We start from the raw sequence: 17,634 nt of genomic DNA, 5'->3' as shown, positions 1-17,634 counted from the left end.
CCGCCTCGATATCGGCGGCGACCTCGCGGTCGTCCGTGAGGGCGGGCGACACCTTGCGGATCGCCGATATGACGTCCTGCAGCGGCCGGCTGGTCTTCAGCGGCGCGCGGAATTCGACGCCCTGCGCGGCACAAAGCAGCTCTACCGCGATGATGTTGCCAAGGTTGGCGTTCATCCGGTGCAGCCGCCGTGCGCCGTGCGCCGCCATGGAGACGTGGTCCTCCTGGTTGGCGCTGGTCGGCGTCGAGTCCGTGGTGCAGGGATTGGCGAGATGCTTGTTCTCGCTCATCAGCGCGGCGGTGGTGACCTCGGCGATCATCAGGCCGGAATTGAGGCCCGGCTCCGGCGTCAGGAAGGCCGGCAGGTCGCAGGACAGCACCGGGTCGACCATCAGCGCGATGCGGCGCTGGGCGATGGCGCCGATCTCCGCGATGGCGAGCGCCATCATGTCGGCGGCGAAGCCGACCGGCTCGGCGTGGAAGTTGCCGCCGGAAAGGATCTGGCCGTCCTCCACCAGCACCAGCGGATTGTCGGTCACCGCGTTGGCCTCGATTTCCAGCGTGCGCGCGGCATGGCGTAGCAGATCGATGGCGGCGCCGGAGACTTGCGGATGGCAGCGGATGCAATAGGGGTCCTGCACGCGGGTATCGCCGTGACGGTGGCTCTCGCGGATCTCGGAGCCCTCCATCAGCGCCCGCATCGCGGCGGCGACGTCGATCTGTCCCGGCTGTCCGCGCAACTCGTGGATCGCCGATTGCAGCGGCGCGGTGGAGCCCATGATCGCATCGGTCGAGAGGGCCGCGGCGACGATGCCCGTCTCTACGTTCCGCCAGGCTTGCGAGAGGGCAAGCAGGGCATAGGCGGTAGAGAACTGGGTGCCGTTGATCAGGGCCAGGCCTTCCTTCGGACCAAGCTCGATCGGCCGAAACCCGGCGGCGTCGAGCGCGTCGCGGCCCGGCAGGATGCGGCCCTTGTATTCGGCTTTCCCCTCGCCGATCAGCACGGCAGTCATGTGGGCGAGCGGCGCAAGGTCGCCCGACGCGCCGACCGATCCCTGGCTCGGCACCACTGGCGTTACCCGCTCGCGCAGCATCGCCTCGATCAGCTCGATCACCTCCCAGCGCACGCCCGAGGCGCCGCGTCCGAGGGAGAGCAGTTTCAGCACCATCATGGTGCGAACCACCTGCGTCTCCGTCGGCTCGCCGACGCCGGCACAGTGCGAGCGGATCAGGTTGCGTTGCAGGGTGGAGGTGTCTTCCGGCGGAATGCGCACGGTGGCGAGCTTGCCGAAGCCGGTATTAACGCCGTAGACCGCCTCGCCGCCGGACGCGGCCTGTGCGACCAATGCGGCAGCGGCCTCGACGGCCGGTTTCGCCCGCCGGTCAAGGCGGACCAGATGCCCTTGGCCGAGCAGGTTGTCGAGTTGCCGCAACGTCGTGCGGCCGGGGATCAGGGTGATGTCGCTCATGTCCTGCCTCGGAAATAGCGTCGATAAAGGGGGTTGAAGCCGATGCGGTAGGCGAGCTCGGCGGGTTCCTGCACGTCCCAGACCGCGAGATCGGCCCGCTTGCCGACCTCCAGCGTGCCCGCATCCTCGATCCCGAGCGCCTTTGCCGCGTTCCGCGTGGCGCCGGCCAGTGCTTCCTCCGGCGTCATGCGGAAGAGGGTGCAGGCCATGTTCATCGTCAGCAGCAAGGAGGTCAGCGGCGAGGATCCGGGATTGCAGTCGGTCGCGATCGCGATCGGAACGCCCGCATCGCGCAGGGCCTGAACCGGCGGCAGCTGTGACTCGCGCAGGTTGTAGAAGGCGCCCGGCAGCAGCACAGCGACGGTACCGGCTTTCGCCATGGCGGCGATGCCGTCCGCGCCGAGATATTCCAGATGGTCGGCGGAGAGCGCGCCGTACGTCGCGGCGAGCTTTGCGCCGCCGAGATCGGAGAGCTGCTCGGCATGCAGCTTCACGGGCAGGCCGAGCTGTGTAGCCCGCGCAAATAGGCGGTCGATCTGCGCGGGACTGAAAGCGATCCCCTCGCAGAACCCGTCCACCGCGTCGACGAGGCCTTCCTCCGCCGCCCGGTCGAGCGCGATCCGGCAGGTCTCGTCGATATAGGCGTCGGCCTGGTCCTTGAATTCGGGCGGCACGGCATGGGCGCCGAGATAGCTTGTGCGGACCCTGACCGGCCGCTCTTTCCAGATCCGCCGCGCGGCGCGCAGCATCCGCAGTTCGGTCTCGATGTCGAGCCCGTAGCCGGACTTGATCTCGATGGTGGAGACGCCCTCCGCGAGGAGTGCGTCGACCCGCGCCAGTGCGCCGGCGAGAAGGTCGTCCTCGCCGGCGGCGCGGGTCGCCGTGACGGTGGAAAGGATGCCGCCGCCAGCCCGCGCGACCTCCTCGTAGCTCGCGCCCTCTAGGCGGAGTTCGAACTCGCGCGCCCGGTTGCCGCCGAAGACGATATGGGTGTGGCAGTCGATCAGCGCCGGAGTGACGAGCCGGCCACCGAGATCCTCCTGCGGCCAGACCGACATCGAGGTCGGCATCTCGCTCTCGGGGCCGAGCCAGATGATGTCTCCCTCGCGGATTGCCAGCGCGCCGTGCTCGACAAGGCCATAGGCGGCTGTGCCCGGAGCCATCGTCGCGAGTTTTGCATTCCTGAGGATCAGCATGGGCCAGAGGTCCGAAAAGGGTGGTTGCCCGGCGGGCTATTTCGATTATTATGTCTATACATAATATTACCTGTCAATACGAGGTGCGCGCAGTGACGACGGTTTTTGCCGAGACGGCTCTGATGGAAGAGGGATGGCGGGAGAATGTGCTGGTCACGATCGGCGGGGACGGGCTGATCGCCTCCGTCTCGCCGGACGACCGCGCCTCGGCGGCCGGAGCGGATCATCGCGCCGCCGTGCTGCTGCCGGCTCCGGTGAACCTGCATTCCCACGCTTTCCAGCGCGCGATGGCGGGGCTGACCGAGTCGCGCGGCCCCGACAAGCGGGACAGTTTCTGGACCTGGCGGCGGCTGATGTACCGCTTCCTCGACCGGCTGACGCCGGAACATGTCGAGGCGATCGCCGCGCTGGTGCAGATGGAAATGCTGGAGGCCGGCTATGCCGGGCTCGTGGAGTTCCACTATCTGCACCACCAGACGGACGGTACCCCCTACGACGACGTCGCGGAACTGAGCCGTCGGATCGCCTTCGCCGCGGCGGAGACCGGTATCGGCCTGACGCTTCTTCCTGTGCTTTATCAGGTCGGTGGCTGCGACGGGCGCCCGCTTGGCCCGGGCCAGATCCGCTTCGGGAACGACCTCGATCGGTTCACCCATCTTCTTGAAGGTGCAGAAGATGCGGTTTCCGGGTTGCCGGCGGATTGCGCAGTCGGCGTCGCTCCTCATTCCCTGAGAGCCGTGACAAGGGAAGCCCTGAAGGAGGCGGTCGCCCTTCGCCGTGACCGCCCGCTCCATATCCACGTCGCCGAGCAGGTCGCGGAAGTGGAGGAGGTCGAGGCCGCATGGGGTGCACGGCCGATGACCTGGCTGCTCGACAATCACGCAGTCGATGGGCGCTGGTGCCTGATCCATGCAACGCAGATGGAGCCGCGCGAAACCGAGGCGATGGCGCGGAGCGGCGCCGTCGCCGGGCTCTGCCCGATTACCGAGTCGAGCCTCGGCGACGGGATATTCGACGGCGTGCGCTTTCGCGAGGCGGGAGGGCGTTTCGGCATCGGCTCCGACTCGAACATCCGCATCGCCCTCAGCGAGGAGTTGCGGACGCTCGAATATTCCCAGCGCCTGCGTGACCGGGGCCGCGCGGTCCTCGCCGAGCACAGCCGGTCTGCGGGACGCGTGCTCTATGAGGAGGCGGCGCTCGGCGGGGCGCAGGCGGCGGGGCGGAACAGCGGGCGGATCGCGCCGGGCAGGCTCGCCGATCTGATCGCGCTCGACGGCGATGCGCTCGATCTCGCCGGGCGGACCGGGGACCGCATGCTCGACGCCTTCATCTTCGCTGGCGACGACCGCTGGGTCCGGGATGTCTGGTCCGCCGGGCGGCACATGGTAAGAGAAGGACGGCACGTCGCCCGCGACCGCATCCGGGCGAACTACCTGAAGACCATCGCGGAGCTGGAGGACGCACTCTGAGCCAGACGGCGCTCAATTCCTGGCAGGGGATCCAAGCGGAAATTCGCCGCCGGATCGCCGACCGCGTCTGGCGGCCGGGCGACCAGATCCCGGGCGAGGCGGAGCTGGCGGCCGAGTTCGGCTGTGCCCGAGCGACGGTGAACCGCGCGCTGCAGGGACTTGCCGATACCGGCTTGCTGGAGCGGCGGCGCAAGGCCGGCACCCGCGTGGCGCTCGATCCGGTCCGCAAGGCCACGCTGGAAATTCCGGTCACCCGGCTGGAAGTCGAAGCGTCGGGCAGCGTCTATGACTATCGCGTCCTGGAGAGCGAAAAGGCTCCGGCGCCTCCCGGCATCGCCGAACGAATGGGGCTGGCGCCAGGCGCGCCGCTCTTGCACATGCGCGGGCTGCACCTGGCCGACGGCAAGCCGTTCCTCTACGAGGAGCGTTGGGTCAATCTCGCAGCGGTTCCAGATTTCGAGAGCGCAGATTTCGCATTGGTCAGCCCGAACGAATGGCTGGTGCGGAACCAGCCGTTCACGCGCGGCGAAATCAGCTTTCTCGCGGAGCCGGCGTCAAGCGAACAGGCGTCGGCACTGGATACCGGGGAAGGTACGGCGCTCTTCGCCATAGAGCGCACGACCTGGAACGCGAAGGCGGCGATCACCCATGTGCGCCTTGCCTACCGGCCGGGATACCGGATGAGCACGGAAATCTAGGACGCGTCGTCCTTCTTCCGGACGGCCGTGAGCCGTTCGATCATGGCCTTGGCGTCCGCGCCTGAAATCTCCGACAGCAACTGATCGACCCAGCGTTCGTGCACGTCGGCCATTTCCGCGAAGACCGCCTCGCCCTTGTAGGTCAGGCGCACCAGGCTCGCCCGCTTGTCGCCCGGGACCGGTACCCGCTCGACGAGCCCGTCCTCGACCAGCCGGTCGACGATGCCGGTGACGTTGCCGTTGGAGACCATGAGCTGGGACGAAAGATCCGTCATTCTGAGACCGGTCTCGCTGCGCTGGAGCATGGCAAGGATCTCGAAGCGCGGCAGGGTGAGGTCGTAGGAGAGGCGCATGTCCTCCCGCAGCCTGTTCTCGACGAAGCGCGTCGTCCGGAGCAGATTGAGCCAGAGCCTGAGCCTGGTCTTGCGGGTCACGGGATCGTCTGTCTGTTGCATGGCCGTCCTTGGCTGACGCGCGATTGTATCCCGGGTGAGGCGGTTTGAAAGAAAATTTTATATATAAAATAATCTTGGCGGCGCTTTCGTGCGGCGCCTACCATGGCTGTGTTGGAGCAAGAGCTTGATCCTGAGGGGGCGCTATGATCGTGGATTGGGACGACGCCTACGCCAACGGTCCGCATATCGACGGGGCCGAGAGCTATCCGGCGCTCTGGACCTCGAAGGCGGCCTCTTTCCGGACCGAGCTCGGAGACCGGGCCGAACTCGATATTGCCTATGGTGACGGCGCGCGGCAACGGTTTGATCTGTTCCGGCCGGCCGGAGCCCCCGTTGGTCTCGCGCTGTTCGTCCATGGCGGCTACTGGAAGGCGTTCGACAAGAGCACCTGGTCCCATCTTGCGAGGGGGGCGGTCGAGAACGGATGGGCCGTGGCGTTGCCGAGCTACACGCTTGCTCCGGATGCACGGCTCACGGACATGACCGGGGAGATCGCCCGCGCGCTCTCAGCGGCGGCGGAGCGGGTCGACGGGCCGGTAAGTCTGGCTGGTCATTCGGCCGGGGGACATCTGGTAACCCGGATGCTGTGCCGCAACGCGCCGCTCGGCAAGACCCTGCGGGCGCGGATCCGCCAGGTTGTCTCGATCAGCGGGTTGCATGATCTGCGACCGCTCATGAAGCTGGAAATGAATCAGGTTCTCAGGCTGGACGATGCGGAGGCGGTGATGGAAAGCCCGGCTCTGCAATATCCGGTCGAGGGCGCGCGACTGACCTGCTGGGTCGGCGCGGACGAGCGTCCGGAATTCCTGCGCCAGAACGATCTGCTGGCGAATATCTGGACCGGTCTCGGCGCGGAGACGAAAGCGGTCCGGGTGCCGGCCAAGCATCACTTCAATGTGATCGCCGATCTCGAGGACCGGGACTCGGCCCTCACGCAGTCATTCATCGATACGGGAGTCTGACCGATGCCGGCGTTTCATATGCAGCAGGATGTCCGCTTCCAGCATTGCGACCCGGCGGCGATGGTGTTCTATCCGCGCTATTTCGAGATGATCAATCTGACGATCGAGGAATGGTTCCGTTCCGGGCTCGGGTGGGATTTCCACCGCATGCACGAAATCGACGACCGGGGCATTCCGACGGCCCGGATCGAGGTCGAGTTCAAGGCTCCGAGCCGTCTCGGGGATGTGCTGGACTGGAGCCTGACGGTGAAGCGCATCGGTACCTCGAGTCTGGATCTGGAAATCGCCGCGACCTGCGACGGAGAAGCGCGTCTCGTTTGCCGTTCGACACTTGTCCAGTTCGTGAAGAGCACGGGGCGCCCAGTTGCCTGGACCGATGGTCTCAAGGAGAAAATGGCGGATTTCAGCGGATAGACCGGCTCCGGTGGAGACCGATATTCAGTCCGGAAGAACGGTGGCGCCCGCTCGCCGCAAAAACGATATCAAAAATGTGTTTTTACGCGACGTTAATCATCTTCGACCATGCTCGGCACTGATGACATATTGAGCCCAGGGGGCTTGAGATGAGCCGGATCTGTTGATGAGCGACGCCGCAAATTCCAATGACTTCAAAATTCTGGTGGTGGATGACGCGCCGGAGAACGTGATGCTGCTTGGTCTGATCCTGAAGGATCAGGGGACGGTCACCACGGCGACCAGCGGGCGGCAAGCGATCGATATCGCGCTGGAAAATCAGCCCGATCTCATTCTGCTCGACATTCAGATGCCCGATCTCGACGGCTACGATGTGATTCGTGTGCTGAAGGAAGACGATCGCACGAAGAACGTGCCGGTCATCTTCGTTACCGGCCTTTCCGACGAGAGCGATGAGGAAAAGGGCCTGGAACTCGGCGCAATCGACTACATCACGAAGCCATACAAGCCTGCCGTCGTTCTCGCCCGCGTCCGCAATCACCTTCGGTTGCGGGAATACGCTCTGCGGCTCGAACAGTTGAACGAGAAGCTCGAGCTTCTGGCGACGACCGATCCGCTGACCTCGGCGCACAACAGGCGCTATTTCATGTCGAAGCTGCAGGACGAACTGGAACGGGTGGCCCGCTACAACCGGCCGTCCTCGGTTCTCATGCTCGACATCGATCATTTCAAGAGCATCAACGATACCTACGGTCACGATGTCGGCGATGCGGTGCTGGTCGAGCTGGTGAAGGTTCTCGGCGAGAAAGTACGGCATCTGGACACGGTCGCCCGGCTCGGCGGCGAGGAATTCGCCATCCTGCTCCCCGAAACGAACGAGGCCGCGGCGAAAGTCTCCGCGGTCCGTCTTCTGGATGCGGTCCGCGCGATCACGGTCGATGCCGCTGGAAAGACGCTGAAATTCACGGTGAGCATCGGCTGCGCAGAGTTCGACGGTGAGTGCGGTGGTGTCGAGAATATCCTGAAGTCCGCCGACCTCGCGCTCTATGAGGCCAAGCACAGCGGACGCGACCGCGTGGTGACCAAGAGCAGCATGCAGGCAGCCTGACCGGAGCGCGGGTGGAATTGCCATCGCCGGGTTTTCGCTCTAAGTGAAGCGCTGGGTCCGTTCCGGACTTCAGAGATCTCAGGGGAGCAAACCGATGGAATTCACCAATCCCGAGGGCGTTGCCGCGCCGGCATCCCGCTACTCGCAACTCGTCACGGTTCCCGCGAACGCGCGGCGGGCCATCGCGTCGGGGCAGATCGGCGTCGCGCCGGACGGCAGCCTCAAGAGCGGGCTCGAAGCGCAGATGGAACAGGCCTTCGAGAACCTGTTCAATGTGTTCGCCGCCGCCGGCATGAAGAAGACCGACATCGTGAAGATTGTGTTCTACTCAACCGTTCCGGGCTCGGTCGCGACCTTCCGCGCGATGCGCGACCGGGTCTTCGAAGGCCATGCGCCGGCCTGCACCTATCTCGAGATCTCCCAGCTGGCGACGCCCGAGATGCTGTGCGAGGTCGAGGGCGAAGCGGTCGCGCTCTGAGCCGGACGCCGATGGCAGGCCAAGTCCCATGATAGACGATTTCCTTCTGCGGGCGCTTGCGGCCGGCATCGGGGCTGCCCTCGCTGCCGGACCGCTCGGCTGCTTCGTCGTCTGGCGCCGGCTCGCCTATTTCGGGGATACCATGGCGCATTCCGCGCTCCTCGGTCTCGCTCTCGGCTTTCTGCTCGGGATCGCACCGGTGATCGGGATCGCGGCCGTGACGCTCGCCGTTGCCGCTCTCATGTTCACGCTGGAGCGACGGACGGAAGTCCCGGCGGATACGCTGCTCGGCATCCTGTCCCATGGCGCCCTCGCGCTCGGGCTGGTCGCCATTGGCCTCATGAGCTGGCTCCGTGTCGATCTGATGGGAGTTCTGTTCGGCGACGTGCTCGCAGTTTCAATGCAGGATATCGTGCTGATCTATGTCGCGGCGGCGATCGTTCTCGTTGTTCTCTGGCGGATCTGGGAGCCCTTGCTCACGGCGACGGTGAGCTCCGATCTGGCGCGGGCCGAGGGGCTGGGTGGGCAGCGGGCCTCGCTGCTCTTCACTCTGCTGCTCGCTCTCGTCATTGCCGTTTCGATCAAGGTTGTCGGGGTGCTTCTCATTACCTCGCTGTTGATTCTGCCCGCCGCCGCCGCCCGGCGCTGGGCGCGGAGCCCGGAGGCCATGGTCGCCGGCGCCGTGCTGATCGGGATCGTCTCTGTCGTCGCCGGGCTCGGATTTTCGGTCGAGCTGGACACACCCGCAGGCCCCTCCATCGTGCTGGTGGCTTTTGTCATTTTCCTGCTCGGCCTTCCGCGCTGGCCGGTGGGAGCGGGGCTCCGCTAACGGGCATTTCGCGCGCAGGTCTGATCCCGGCTTGATTTCATAAAATGTAATGTTATAACGTTTTTCCAATTCAAGCTCAGAGATCCCGATGCAACGCGTTTTCCGATCCATGACGGCTGTTCTCGCCGCGTTTCTGGCCTTTGCCGGAACCGCGCGCGCCGACCTGTCCGTCGTTGCCTCCATTCCGCCGGTTCACAGTCTGGTTGCAAAGGTGATGGCGGGCGCCGGATCGCCGCATCTCCTGCTGCGGAACGGCCAGTCGCCGCACGATTACGCCCTGCGGCCGTCGGATGCGCGCGCGGTCGAGAATGCAGACCTGGTCTTTCTCGTCTCCCACAACATCGAGAATTTCCTTGCCGCGAGCCAAGAGCTCGAAGGTGGAGGCGCGAAGAGGTTCGTCGAGCTGGGCGAGGCCGAAGGGGTGACGCACCTCCCGGTGCGCGAGGCCGTCGTCTGGAAACTGGATCGCGGCCACGCCAAAGGCGCCCACAGCCATGACGAACATGCTCACGGCCATGACGGCGATGATCCGCATGTCTGGCTCAGTCCGCGCAACGCGATGGCTTTCATAGCTGCAATCGCGACGGTTCTGGCGGAACGCGACCCGGCCAACGGCGCGCTCTACCGCGCCAATGCGATTTCCGCCCGGCAGGGGCTTGAGGCGTTGTCGAAGACCATTGCGGCGCGTCTCGACCCGGTCAAGGACCGTCCATTTCTGGTTTTCCACGATGCCTATCAGTATTTCGAGGCGGAATTCGGCCTCATGGCGGCAGGTGCCATAAGTCTCGGCACCGGAGCGCCTCCCGGAGCCGGCCGGCTTACCGAACTGCGGGAACAGGTCTCTGCAAGCGGCATCAGATGCATCTTCCGGGAGGTGCAGTTCTCATCCCGTCTGGCCGAAATCGTCGCCGAGGGCACCGGGGCGCGGCTCGGATTGCTCGACCCTGTCGGCAGCTCGCTGGATTTTGGGCCGGACAATTATGACGCCCTGATGCTCGGACTTGCCGAGGGCTTCCGCTCCTGTCTCGAATGATCCGGCTTCGGCTCTGCAGCGGTGGCCTTGCGAAAGGCGGCGCGTCATACTGGGCCGGGTTACGATCTGGGGGCGAATGTGATCACTTTCGAGGAAGCGCTTGAAGCGGCGCCGGTCATCGCGATCTTGCGCGGTCTTGAACCGGAGCAGGCCGGCGCGGTGGGCGCGGTTCTTTTCGAGGCCGGGATCCGCATCATCGAAGTGCCGCTCAATTCTCCAAGGCCCCTGCAGAGTATAGCCATGCTTGCCAAGGCTCTTGGCGAGCGTGCGGTGATCGGTGCGGGAACCGTGCTTTCGGCTCAGGCGGTGAGGGACGTGGACCGCGCCGGCGGGCGTCTGATCGTGGCACCGAACACGGATGAGCGCGTGATTGCCGAAACCAAGAAGCTCGGACTGGTCTCTCTGCCGGGCTTCTTCACCCCGACCGAGGCCTTTCAGGCGCTCGAGGCGGGGGCGGATTATCTAAAACTCTTCCCCGGCGATGCCGTGCAGCCGAAGGTCGTCGGCGCGCTCCGTGCGGTCCTGCCGCCTGAGGCCGGTATCGTGGTCACGGGCGGTGTTGGTGTCGGAAATATCGCGGAGTTCTTCGCGGCCGGGGCAATGGCCGTTGCGGTCGGCTCCTCGATCTTCAAGCCCGGCAAGCCGGTCGAGCGCATCGGCGCGGATGCGGCGGACCTGATCGCGGCCTGGAAGACAGGCAAGGCCGCGTAGCGGAACGAAGGAATTGCGGAAAGCGGGGTTGTGTCACGGCCGCCGCTGCGCGATGTCAGTACCAGCCAATCATTCACCAGCTTGCGGAACGGGAGCGAACCCATGCGTTATCTGCACACGATGGTCCGGATCAGCGACATCGACGAGAGCATGAAATTCTACTGCGACATTCTTGGCCTGAAGGAAGTCCATCGCTACGACAGCGAGAAGGGCCGTTTCACCAACATCTTCCTCTACGCTCCGGGCGACGAGGCGACCGCCGCGTCCGACAAGCGCGCGCCGGTGATCGAGCTGACCTACAACTGGGATCCGGAAGAGTACAAGACCGGCCGGGCCTGGGGCCATCTCGCCTTCCGCGTCGAGAACATCTACGAGACCTGCCAGAAGATCATGGACGCGGGCGTCACCATCAACCGCCCGCCGCGGGACGGCTACATGGCCTTCGTGAAGTCGCCGGACGGCATCTCGATCGAGATCCTGCAGGAAGGCGAGGCGCTGGCCCCGGCCGAGCCCTGGGCCTCGATGCAGAATACCGGCACCTGGTAGGCGGCTCCTACCGGCCGTGATCCGGCATCAACCGGATCGCGGCCAGGCCGTATGATGGTCGTCGATAACGAACACGTGCCGGTGCCGGAACTTCCGGTGCCGGTGCTTTTTTTCTGATCTATCATCGTCCCTGGAGATCTGGTCCGACCGGTGATGCCCGTCGGCTGTTGGCACATGTGCATGGACCACTTCCTCGTGCTCATGTTCCAGCTCGGCGGGATCGTTCCGCGGCCAGAGCAACAGGGCAGCGGCGCAGCCAGCCGCCGCGCCGACCGCGAGCACGATGAAAGCCGCGTTCATTCCGAAGCGCGCGCCCACCCATCCGGCGACGGGATAGGCGATCAGCCAGCACCCGTGGGAGAGGGCGAATTGCGCCGCGAACAGTGCGGGCCTGTCCTCGGCATGGCTGGACCGTCGTAGCAGAAGCCCGGACGGCGTCATGACCAGGGACGAGCCGGCACCGAGGCAAACCCAGACCGCGAGCGCGCCGGCATAGGTTTCCGCCCAAAGCCCTGCAATCAGTCCGGCGCAAAGGACCGCTCCGCCGCAGATCATGACCGGCCGCGTCGCGATCCGGTCCAGCAGCCGGGGCAGGGTCAAGGCGATCGCCATCGAGCCGAGCCCTGCGGCGGCGAAGAAGATCGCCACATCGGTTTCGTCGCCGCCAAGCACGGAGCGGACGAAGACGACGGTATTGACGATCACCATAGACCCTGCCGAGGCGACGGCGAAACTGAGCGAGAGCAGACCGAGCAGACGGGGTGTCTTCAGATAGATCCAACTGCCCCGCGTCACGCGCTGCCAGAAGCCACGCCGGTTCTCTTCGTTCGTCTGAGGCGGAATGGCCGCGGTGACAATGAAGGCGGCCGAGGCGAGAAAGCCGATCGTGTTCCCGACGAACAGCCAGTGAAAGCTGACGAGGGTCAGCAGAACACCTGCCAGTACCGGACTGAGCAACTGTTCGAGATCGTAGAGCATCCGGGAGAGGGAAAGTGCCCGCGTATAGTCCTTCTCGTCCGGCAGAAGATCCGGGATAGTTGCCTGGAAGGTCGGCGTGAAGGCGGCGGAACAGGCCTGGAACAGGAAGATCAGCAGGTAGATCTGCCAGATCTCGGAGACGAACGGCAGGACAAGAACGAGTGCGGCACGGATCAGGTCGAGGGCGACGAGATAGGGCCGGCGGGGAAACCGTTCCGCGATTGCGGCGCCGACCGGACCGAGGCCGACATAGGCAATCATCTTGATCGCGAGAGCCGTGCCGAGAACCAGGCCGGCGTCTGGGCCGGCGAGATCGTAAGCCAGAAGTCCGAGCGCTACCGTCGTAAGCCCGGTGCCGAGAAGCGAAAGTGCCTGCGCGGCGAAGAGGTGCCGGTAGGCGCTGTTACCGAGGGGCCCGTTCACGCCGCGTCTTTCCTCCCGGCCGTCAATCGGATCCGTTCGAAGTGTAGCGTACCACCATATCGCGCAGCGTCACGATGCCGACCATCTCGCCCTGGCGCGTCACGAGGGCGCGGGTCAGCTTGAAGCGGTTCAGCATCCGGATCGCGTATTTGATATCCATGCCGACATCGACTGTCAGGACCGGCTTGGACATGATCTCGTAGACGCTGGTGCGCTCCGGCGAACGGTCCTTGCTGGCGACATGCGCGGCGATATCGCCGACGGTCACGACGCCATACTCGTCCCCCTCGTGCCGGCGCTCGATGACGAGGGAACTGACATGGTGCTCCCGCATCCTGTCGATCGCGTCGCGCACGGTCGCGAGGCCGTCGATGACGTGCGGATTGCCGGTCATCACGTCCTCCACCTTCACGTATGGGTGCTGGCTCATATTTCTTCCTCGATTTCTTTCTCGATGGTTTTCATTTGCGAGGTCAGGCCGACGGCGTCCTCGATGTCGATCTGGAACGCCACACCGCTTCCGACATCCTCGTCGAACCGGGCCGCCTTGCAGATTTCCTCGAGGATATGGCGGGCCATATGCTCCTCGACCACAAGCAGCACGATGTCGCGCTGACCTTCAAGGGTGAGTCCGAGAAAGGTCGAGGACGGCTTCAGACCCTCGCCGCGGACGTTGGTGATCACCGTGCTTCCAGTGCCGCCGCAGCTGCGGGCGGTGTCGACGACGATGTCGGTCTTCTCGTCATTCACCACGGCGACAATCAGTTTGAACTTCATCGCTCACTCCCTGTCTGTGGGGTCGCTTTATCGAATTCTTCGCGTTCCCGCTCCCGCTTTTTGCGCCGCGCCGTGAGCCAGGCGCCGGCCTGCGCGTAGCTCATCACGCTGAGCATGGGGAACAGGCTCGCGAGGGCGATCAGGCCGAAGCCATCGAGCACCGGATTGCGGCCGGGCACCGTGGAGGCCAGCCCGAGGCCGAGCGCGGTGACCAGCGGAACGGTCACGGTCGAGGTGGTGACGCCGCCGCTGTCGTAGGCGAGCGGTATGATCATGCGCGGGGCATAGATCGTCTGCAGGACGACGAGGCTGTAGCCCACGATCATGTAGAGATACAGCGGCGTGCCTGTGACGATCCGGAAGGCGCCGACAGCGATGCTGAGCGCGACGCCGATGGCGACGGCCATCCGGAGGCCCCAGCCGCTGATCGACCCACCGGTGAGGTCGCTCGCCTTGTTCGCGACGGCGATCAGCGAGGGCTCGGCGATGGTCGTCGAAAAGCCGATCGCGGCGGCGAAGAGATAGACCCAGTAATAGTCTGCCCAGCTGATCGAGTCCGCCGGTCGGCCATGGGCGATGAAGCCCGGATCGGTGAGTTGTTTCGCCATATGCTCGCCGATCGGGAAGAGGGCTTTCTCGAGGCCGACGAGGAACAGCGCGAGGCCGATGATCACATAGACGAAACCGGTGAGCACGCGTCCGAGGTGCGGAATGCGTTGCCTGAGGACGATGAGCTGGAAGAAAACGAGGATGCCGGCGATCGGCAATACGTCGAGGATGGTGCCGAAGAAGGCGTCTGCGAGCGCGGCGAGCCAGTCCGTCATCAGACCACCATTCCGAAGATCAGCACGAATATCATAGGAGACAGGCTGGCGAAGGCGATCAGGCCGAACCCGTCGATGGCCGGATTTCGGCCGCGGATCACGGTGGCGAGCCCGACGCCGAGCGCGGTGACCAGCGGCACGGTAACCGTCGAGGTGGTGACGCCGCCGCTGTCATAGGCGATGCCGATGATCTCCTCCGGCGCGACGGCCGTCAGTCCCTGCACGACGACATAGCCGCCGATCATGATCCAGTGCAGCGGCCATCCCTTCAGGATGCGGAAGACGCCGACGACGATGGCCACGCCGACCGAGACGGCGACGGTGTAGCGCAGTGCCAGCGCATAGTCGGCCATGGCGCGCGGGTCGTGCTGGATGAAACCGCTCTCGGCCATGACGCGGGCCGCTTCCTCGCCGACGGCGATGAGCGAGGGTTCGGCGACCGTGGTGCCGAATCCGAGTCCGAAGGCAAAGAGCAGAAGCCAGAGCAGGCTGCCTTTCCGCGCCAGCGCTCCGGCCAGGAACTCGCCGATCGGGAACAGCGCCATCTCCAGACCCTGCAGGAACAAAGTGAGGCCGAGCACCACGATCACGAGCCCGATCAGCGTTTCCGTCAGGTTGGGAAACGGCTGCTGCAGGACGACGAGCTGGAAAAAGGCGACGACGACGATGATCGGGAGCACGTCTCGGACCGTGCCCAGAAACAGATTCCCGAATGCTATCAGGCGCTTCGTCATGGCCGGAAAGCTACCCCGTCGGCCTGGCGACTTCCAGCGTACGTCGCCGTCGCGGCGAAAAAAATGCAGCCCCACGTCACAGCAGCGGGCGCTGGCTCGACAGGTCTGTGAAACCACACCGAAACGCCGCGAAGGAGGAAAAGGTGAAGGGGACCGCAGCCGTGAATTTTCACGCCAATGCAGAAAACATTTTCGGCCGTCTGGAGGCCGTCGAGAAGGAGATCGAGGGGGCCGGATTCGACAGGCTTCTCCACCACCTGGTGAAGCTCAGGGCATCGCAGATCAATCAGTGCGCCTTCTGCGTCAGGATGCACATCGAGGAAGCGCGCAAGGACGGCGAGAGCCAGGACCGGATCGACCGCGTCGTCGTCTGGCGCCATGTGCGGGACTTCACGCCTGCGGAAAAGGCTGCGCTGGCCTGGACCGAAGCGCTGACAGAGCCCGACCCGAAGGCAGATCTAGGTCCATTGCGGCGGGAGTTGAGGGAGCATTTCACGGAGCGCGAGATCTCGACGCTGACGGCGATCGTGGCGATGATCAATCTCTGGAATCGGATCCAGATCTCGAACCACTGATGGAACGGCCGTTGGATCACATAGAGGCATTCGAGGAGGCGAGACCGATGCTGACCGGTCTCGCCTACCGCCTGCTCGGAAGCCGCGCCGAGGCGGAGGACGTCGTGCAGGACACCTTTCTCGCCTGGGATGCGGCAAACCGCGACGAGATCGAAAACCGGCGGGGCTGGCTCACTTCGGTGGCCACGCGGCGGTCGCTCGACGTGCTGAAATCGGCGCGCCGCAGCCGGACCGAATATGTCGGATCCTGGCTCCCGGAGCCGATGGAAACGGCGCAGGAAGCGACACCGGAGACCGATTTCCTCATGAGCGAGAGCGTCACCATGGCGTTCCTGCTCGTGCTCGAGCGTCTGGCGCCCAAGGAGCGCGCGGCCTTCATCCTGCATGACGTTTTCGGGATGGAGTACGCGGAGATCGCGGAAAGCCTGCAGGTCAGCGAGGCCGCCTGCCGCAAGCTGGCGTCTCGCGCGCGGGTCAATGTCCGCAGCGCTGGAAATACCAGGCCAGCTCCGAAACACATCCAGGAGCGTCTGGTCGAGGCCTTCCAGGCCGCCGTGACGACGGGCGTCGCCGACGGGCTTGCCGCCCTGCTGTCGAGCCACGCGGTGCTGACTGCGGACAGCGGCGGAAAGGCGGACTCGATCCGCAAACCGCTCCGGGGTGCTGAAGTGATTCTCCAGTTCGTCACCCGCTATCTCTCGCGCTGGTACGCGAACTATCAGGTCGCCGTCGCCGAGATCAACGCGCAGCGCGCGCTGATCGCCCGCGCCGGTGCCCGGACGGAAGCGATCGTGACCTTCGCGGTCGGCGGCGATAACCGGGTGGAGGAAATCATGATTACGCGCAATCCAGACAAACTGCGGCGTTTCGATCTCGAAGACTGACCCGGCGCCGGAATTCGGTGGGGCTGGGGCGTGTCCCCGAAAGTACCGGCAATATGATTAAAATATACGTAATCTTAATGAGTTGGGGCGTTATCTTGGATAATTGCGTCTGTACAATGCCGGGAATGCGCTATGGTTGTTGCGATGGATACGCAGCCTCGCCTGACCAAGACCTACCGATTGCTTGTTCGGGGGACGAACATCAATGAGACGTCCCTTCTGGCAACGGATTACCTGAATCACTTCAACGAAGTGGTCATGCTGCTCGAGCTCGTTCCGGACATGCCGGAGATGCTTGAGGAGGTCGAGCAATGGGAGCCGGCGACCTATATCGAGCATTTCGCCGCCAGCGGATTCTCCGACAAGGAACTCGCCATCTGGGCCTACGAGAACGCGCCCCGGGAATATATCGATGCCTTCGAGGATCTTGTCGCGGCAGCGAACGAGCAGATCTTCTCGGCGACCGACCTTCTGAAAAAGCTGAACGGAACGGTCCCCCAGGACGCGTTCCAGCATCAGACCATGGCGAAGGTCCGCGAGATCAAGACCACCCTGGAGCAGATATCCGGCGTGATAAACGGCACCGTGCCGCGCTACGACCAGGCCGAGATCGACGACATCATGGATCAGGCCGCGATCGACAGTCTGTTCGACTGAGCTTCCCGACGGGTCAGTTTGCGAACCCGGTCAGCAGCTTGGCCTTGGTTTTGTCGTAGTCGTCCTGCGTGATCAGGCCCTGATCGAGCAGCGCCTTCAGTTGCTGCAGCTTGTCTCCGAGTCCGTTTGCCGCCGGAGCGGAAGCGGCCGGCGAGGCACGGAACCCCGGTTCGGCCGCGACCGGTTGCACGGGGCGATTCCTGGCTGCTTCGCAGAGTGGTCCGATCGCGCCGATCCAGGGCTGCAGATTGGCTTTTCGCTCCGTCATCACCCAACTGGCGCAGGCGGTGTCGAGTGCGGAGATCGTCGCGTCGTCGAGCTTCGTGAAATCCGGCGCCGGAAGCTCGGCGGCGTTCGATGTGCCGGTCAGAATACCGAGGGAAATTGTGAGGCCGAGGATGGCGGTCTTCATCCG

At 64.6% G+C, this 17,634-nt stretch carries 22 protein-coding genes; 13 read left to right on the top strand and 9 right to left on the bottom strand.

Annotated elements, in window-relative coordinates; all coding sequences use genetic code 11:
* Both hutH and hutI read right to left on the bottom strand, forming a co-directional pair.
* Window positions 1-1,468: histidine ammonia-lyase (hutH, locus tag JJ959_RS16390; protein ID WP_292885890.1), on the bottom strand; the 1,468-nt coding region annotated here is incomplete at its 3' end.
* Window positions 1,465-2,664 carry an imidazolonepropionase gene (gene hutI / locus JJ959_RS16385; RefSeq protein ID WP_292885887.1) on the bottom strand — a complete coding sequence of 400 codons (1,200 nt, stop codon included), beginning with the start codon at window positions 2,662-2,664 and terminating at the stop codon, window positions 1,465-1,467. The genes hutI and hutH, both read right to left, overlap by 4 nt.
* Window positions 2,665-2,756: 92 nt before the next feature.
* Here hutI and JJ959_RS16380 point away from each other — a divergent pair, with 92 nt between their 5' ends.
* Together JJ959_RS16380 and JJ959_RS16375 are read left to right on the top strand one after the other, a co-directional pair.
* Window positions 2,757-4,133 (top strand): formimidoylglutamate deiminase, encoded by a 1,377-nt coding sequence (locus JJ959_RS16380; protein WP_292885885.1) that lies wholly within the window; start codon window positions 2,757-2,759, stop codon window positions 4,131-4,133.
* Window positions 4,130-4,831 (top strand): UTRA domain-containing protein, encoded by a 702-nt coding sequence (locus JJ959_RS16375; protein ID WP_292885896.1) that lies wholly within the window; start codon window positions 4,130-4,132, stop codon window positions 4,829-4,831. Before JJ959_RS16380 ends, JJ959_RS16375 begins: the two co-directional genes overlap by 4 nt.
* Here the strand turns inward: JJ959_RS16375 and JJ959_RS16370 are convergent.
* A complete protein-coding gene (locus tag JJ959_RS16370; RefSeq protein WP_292885882.1) occupies window positions 4,828-5,286 on the bottom strand; it encodes a MarR family transcriptional regulator in 459 nt (152 codons plus the stop codon). The two genes, JJ959_RS16375 and JJ959_RS16370, sit on opposite strands and share 4 nt — an antisense overlap.
* Window positions 5,287-5,429: 143 nt before the next feature.
* On the opposite strand from JJ959_RS16370, the gene JJ959_RS16365 reads away from it, so the two are divergent.
* From JJ959_RS16365 to JJ959_RS16330, 8 genes are all read left to right on the top strand, one after another.
* Entirely contained in the window at window positions 5,430-6,248 is an 819-nt protein-coding gene (locus JJ959_RS16365) for an alpha/beta hydrolase (protein WP_292885879.1), read from the top strand.
* A 3-nt stretch (window positions 6,249-6,251) separates the two neighbouring features.
* Window positions 6,252-6,662 (top strand): thioesterase family protein, encoded by a 411-nt coding sequence (locus JJ959_RS16360; RefSeq protein WP_292885876.1) that lies wholly within the window; start codon window positions 6,252-6,254, stop codon window positions 6,660-6,662.
* Between the two features lie 166 nt (window positions 6,663-6,828).
* Window positions 6,829-7,770 carry a diguanylate cyclase gene (locus tag JJ959_RS16355; protein ID WP_292885873.1) on the top strand — a complete coding sequence of 314 codons (942 nt, stop codon included), beginning with the start codon at window positions 6,829-6,831 and terminating at the stop codon, window positions 7,768-7,770.
* 94 nt (window positions 7,771-7,864) lie between these two features.
* Window positions 7,865-8,248: a RidA family protein gene (locus JJ959_RS16350; protein ID WP_292885870.1), complete on the top strand. Its 384-nt coding sequence runs from the start codon at window positions 7,865-7,867 to the stop codon at window positions 8,246-8,248.
* A 28-nt stretch (window positions 8,249-8,276) separates the two neighbouring features.
* Window positions 8,277-9,077: a metal ABC transporter permease gene (locus JJ959_RS16345; protein WP_366817076.1), complete on the top strand. Its 801-nt coding sequence runs from the start codon at window positions 8,277-8,279 to the stop codon at window positions 9,075-9,077.
* Window positions 9,078-9,165: 88 nt separating this feature from the next.
* On the top strand, window positions 9,166-10,110 hold the full coding sequence (locus JJ959_RS16340) for a zinc ABC transporter substrate-binding protein (protein ID WP_292885820.1): 945 nt from the start codon (window positions 9,166-9,168) through the stop codon (window positions 10,108-10,110).
* A gap of 21 nt (window positions 10,111-10,131) precedes the next feature.
* On the top strand, window positions 10,132-10,821 hold the full coding sequence (locus JJ959_RS16335) for a 2-dehydro-3-deoxy-6-phosphogalactonate aldolase (protein WP_292885817.1): 690 nt from the start codon (window positions 10,132-10,134) through the stop codon (window positions 10,819-10,821).
* 102 nt (window positions 10,822-10,923) lie between these two features.
* Window positions 10,924-11,367, top strand: coding sequence for a VOC family protein (locus JJ959_RS16330; protein WP_292885814.1), 444 nt, complete (start codon window positions 10,924-10,926; stop codon window positions 11,365-11,367).
* A 27-nt stretch (window positions 11,368-11,394) separates the two neighbouring features.
* Here the strand turns inward: JJ959_RS16330 and JJ959_RS16325 are convergent, their stop codons facing one another.
* The 5 genes from JJ959_RS16325 to JJ959_RS16305 are packed head-to-tail and all read right to left on the bottom strand — an operon-like array spanning window position 11,395 to window position 15,103.
* On the bottom strand, window positions 11,395-12,768 hold the full coding sequence (locus tag JJ959_RS16325) for an MFS transporter (protein ID WP_292885811.1): 1,374 nt from the start codon (window positions 12,766-12,768) through the stop codon (window positions 11,395-11,397).
* A 22-nt stretch (window positions 12,769-12,790) separates the two neighbouring features.
* Window positions 12,791-13,198: a CBS domain-containing protein gene (locus tag JJ959_RS16320; protein ID WP_292885808.1), complete on the bottom strand. Its 408-nt coding sequence runs from the start codon at window positions 13,196-13,198 to the stop codon at window positions 12,791-12,793.
* On the bottom strand, window positions 13,195-13,545 hold the full coding sequence (locus JJ959_RS16315) for a P-II family nitrogen regulator (RefSeq protein ID WP_292885805.1): 351 nt from the start codon (window positions 13,543-13,545) through the stop codon (window positions 13,195-13,197). The genes JJ959_RS16320 and JJ959_RS16315 overlap by 4 nt, the downstream gene beginning before the upstream one ends.
* Window positions 13,542-14,369 (bottom strand): DUF1538 domain-containing protein, encoded by an 828-nt coding sequence (locus JJ959_RS16310; RefSeq protein WP_292885804.1) that lies wholly within the window; start codon window positions 14,367-14,369, stop codon window positions 13,542-13,544. Before JJ959_RS16310 ends, JJ959_RS16315 begins: the two co-directional genes overlap by 4 nt.
* Entirely contained in the window at window positions 14,369-15,103 is a 735-nt protein-coding gene (locus JJ959_RS16305) for a DUF1538 domain-containing protein (protein ID WP_292885803.1), read from the bottom strand. The genes JJ959_RS16310 and JJ959_RS16305 overlap by 1 nt, the downstream gene beginning before the upstream one ends.
* 143 nt (window positions 15,104-15,246) lie before the next feature.
* Here JJ959_RS16305 and JJ959_RS16300 point away from each other — a divergent pair, with 143 nt between their 5' ends.
* The 3 genes from JJ959_RS16300 to JJ959_RS16290 all read left to right on the top strand — a co-directional run bounded on the left by JJ959_RS16300 (window position 15,247) and on the right by JJ959_RS16290 (window position 17,219).
* The gene (locus JJ959_RS16300; RefSeq protein ID WP_292885802.1) at window positions 15,247-15,678 is read left to right on the top strand and encodes a carboxymuconolactone decarboxylase family protein; all 432 of its coding nucleotides are present in this window, start codon (window positions 15,247-15,249) and stop codon (window positions 15,676-15,678) included.
* The gene (gene sigJ / locus JJ959_RS16295; RefSeq protein ID WP_292885801.1) at window positions 15,678-16,562 is read left to right on the top strand and encodes an RNA polymerase sigma factor SigJ; all 885 of its coding nucleotides are present in this window, start codon (window positions 15,678-15,680) and stop codon (window positions 16,560-16,562) included. The genes JJ959_RS16300 and sigJ overlap by 1 nt, the downstream gene beginning before the upstream one ends.
* A 144-nt stretch (window positions 16,563-16,706) precedes the next feature.
* Entirely contained in the window at window positions 16,707-17,219 is a 513-nt protein-coding gene (locus JJ959_RS16290) for a hypothetical protein (protein WP_292885799.1), read from the top strand.
* Window positions 17,220-17,232: 13 nt separating this feature from the next.
* Here JJ959_RS16290 and JJ959_RS16285 read toward each other — a convergent pair whose 3' ends face one another.
* Complete coding sequence (locus JJ959_RS16285; RefSeq protein WP_292885797.1) at window positions 17,233-17,631, bottom strand: SHOCT domain-containing protein; 399 nt, start codon at window positions 17,629-17,631, stop codon at window positions 17,233-17,235.
* Window positions 17,632-17,634 lie beyond the last annotated feature (3 nt).

Origin of the sequence: Nisaea sp. (genome assembly GCF_017640745.1) — a bacterium.
Classification (GTDB): Bacteria; Pseudomonadota; Alphaproteobacteria; order Thalassobaculales; family Thalassobaculaceae; genus Nisaea.
Note: the sequence above shows the minus strand (reverse complement) of the source record. Positions and strands in the feature narration are given on the sequence as shown.

What these genes read in the sequence shown, in the direction of transcription:
- JJ959_RS16290 (WP_292885799.1), top strand. Translation starts at nt 16,707, where the DNA reads ATGGATACGCAGCCTCGCCTGACCAAGACCTACCGATTGCTTGTTCGG.
- JJ959_RS16310 (WP_292885804.1), bottom strand. Translation starts at nt 14,369, where the DNA reads ATGACGGACTGGCTCGCCGCGCTCGCAGACGCCTTCTTCGGCACCATC.
- JJ959_RS16350 (WP_292885870.1), top strand. Translation starts at nt 7,865, where the DNA reads ATGGAATTCACCAATCCCGAGGGCGTTGCCGCGCCGGCATCCCGCTAC.
- JJ959_RS16285 (WP_292885797.1), bottom strand. Translation starts at nt 17,631, where the DNA reads ATGAAGACCGCCATCCTCGGCCTCACAATTTCCCTCGGTATTCTGACC.
- JJ959_RS16305 (WP_292885803.1), bottom strand. Translation starts at nt 15,103, where the DNA reads ATGACGAAGCGCCTGATAGCATTCGGGAATCTGTTTCTGGGCACGGTC.
- JJ959_RS16355 (WP_292885873.1), top strand. Translation starts at nt 6,829, where the DNA reads ATGAGCGACGCCGCAAATTCCAATGACTTCAAAATTCTGGTGGTGGAT.
- JJ959_RS16315 (WP_292885805.1), bottom strand. Translation starts at nt 13,545, where the DNA reads ATGAAGTTCAAACTGATTGTCGCCGTGGTGAATGACGAGAAGACCGAC.
- JJ959_RS16365 (WP_292885879.1), top strand. Translation starts at nt 5,430, where the DNA reads ATGATCGTGGATTGGGACGACGCCTACGCCAACGGTCCGCATATCGAC.
- JJ959_RS16330 (WP_292885814.1), top strand. Translation starts at nt 10,924, where the DNA reads ATGCGTTATCTGCACACGATGGTCCGGATCAGCGACATCGACGAGAGC.
- sigJ (WP_292885801.1), top strand. Translation starts at nt 15,678, where the DNA reads ATGGAACGGCCGTTGGATCACATAGAGGCATTCGAGGAGGCGAGACCG.
- JJ959_RS16320 (WP_292885808.1), bottom strand. Translation starts at nt 13,198, where the DNA reads ATGAGCCAGCACCCATACGTGAAGGTGGAGGACGTGATGACCGGCAAT.
- JJ959_RS16340 (WP_292885820.1), top strand. Translation starts at nt 9,166, where the DNA reads ATGCAACGCGTTTTCCGATCCATGACGGCTGTTCTCGCCGCGTTTCTG.
- JJ959_RS16360 (WP_292885876.1), top strand. Translation starts at nt 6,252, where the DNA reads ATGCCGGCGTTTCATATGCAGCAGGATGTCCGCTTCCAGCATTGCGAC.
- JJ959_RS16345 (WP_366817076.1), top strand. Translation starts at nt 8,277, where the DNA reads ATGATAGACGATTTCCTTCTGCGGGCGCTTGCGGCCGGCATCGGGGCT.
- hutI (WP_292885887.1), bottom strand. Translation starts at nt 2,664, where the DNA reads ATGCTGATCCTCAGGAATGCAAAACTCGCGACGATGGCTCCGGGCACA.
- JJ959_RS16370 (WP_292885882.1), bottom strand. Translation starts at nt 5,286, where the DNA reads ATGCAACAGACAGACGATCCCGTGACCCGCAAGACCAGGCTCAGGCTC.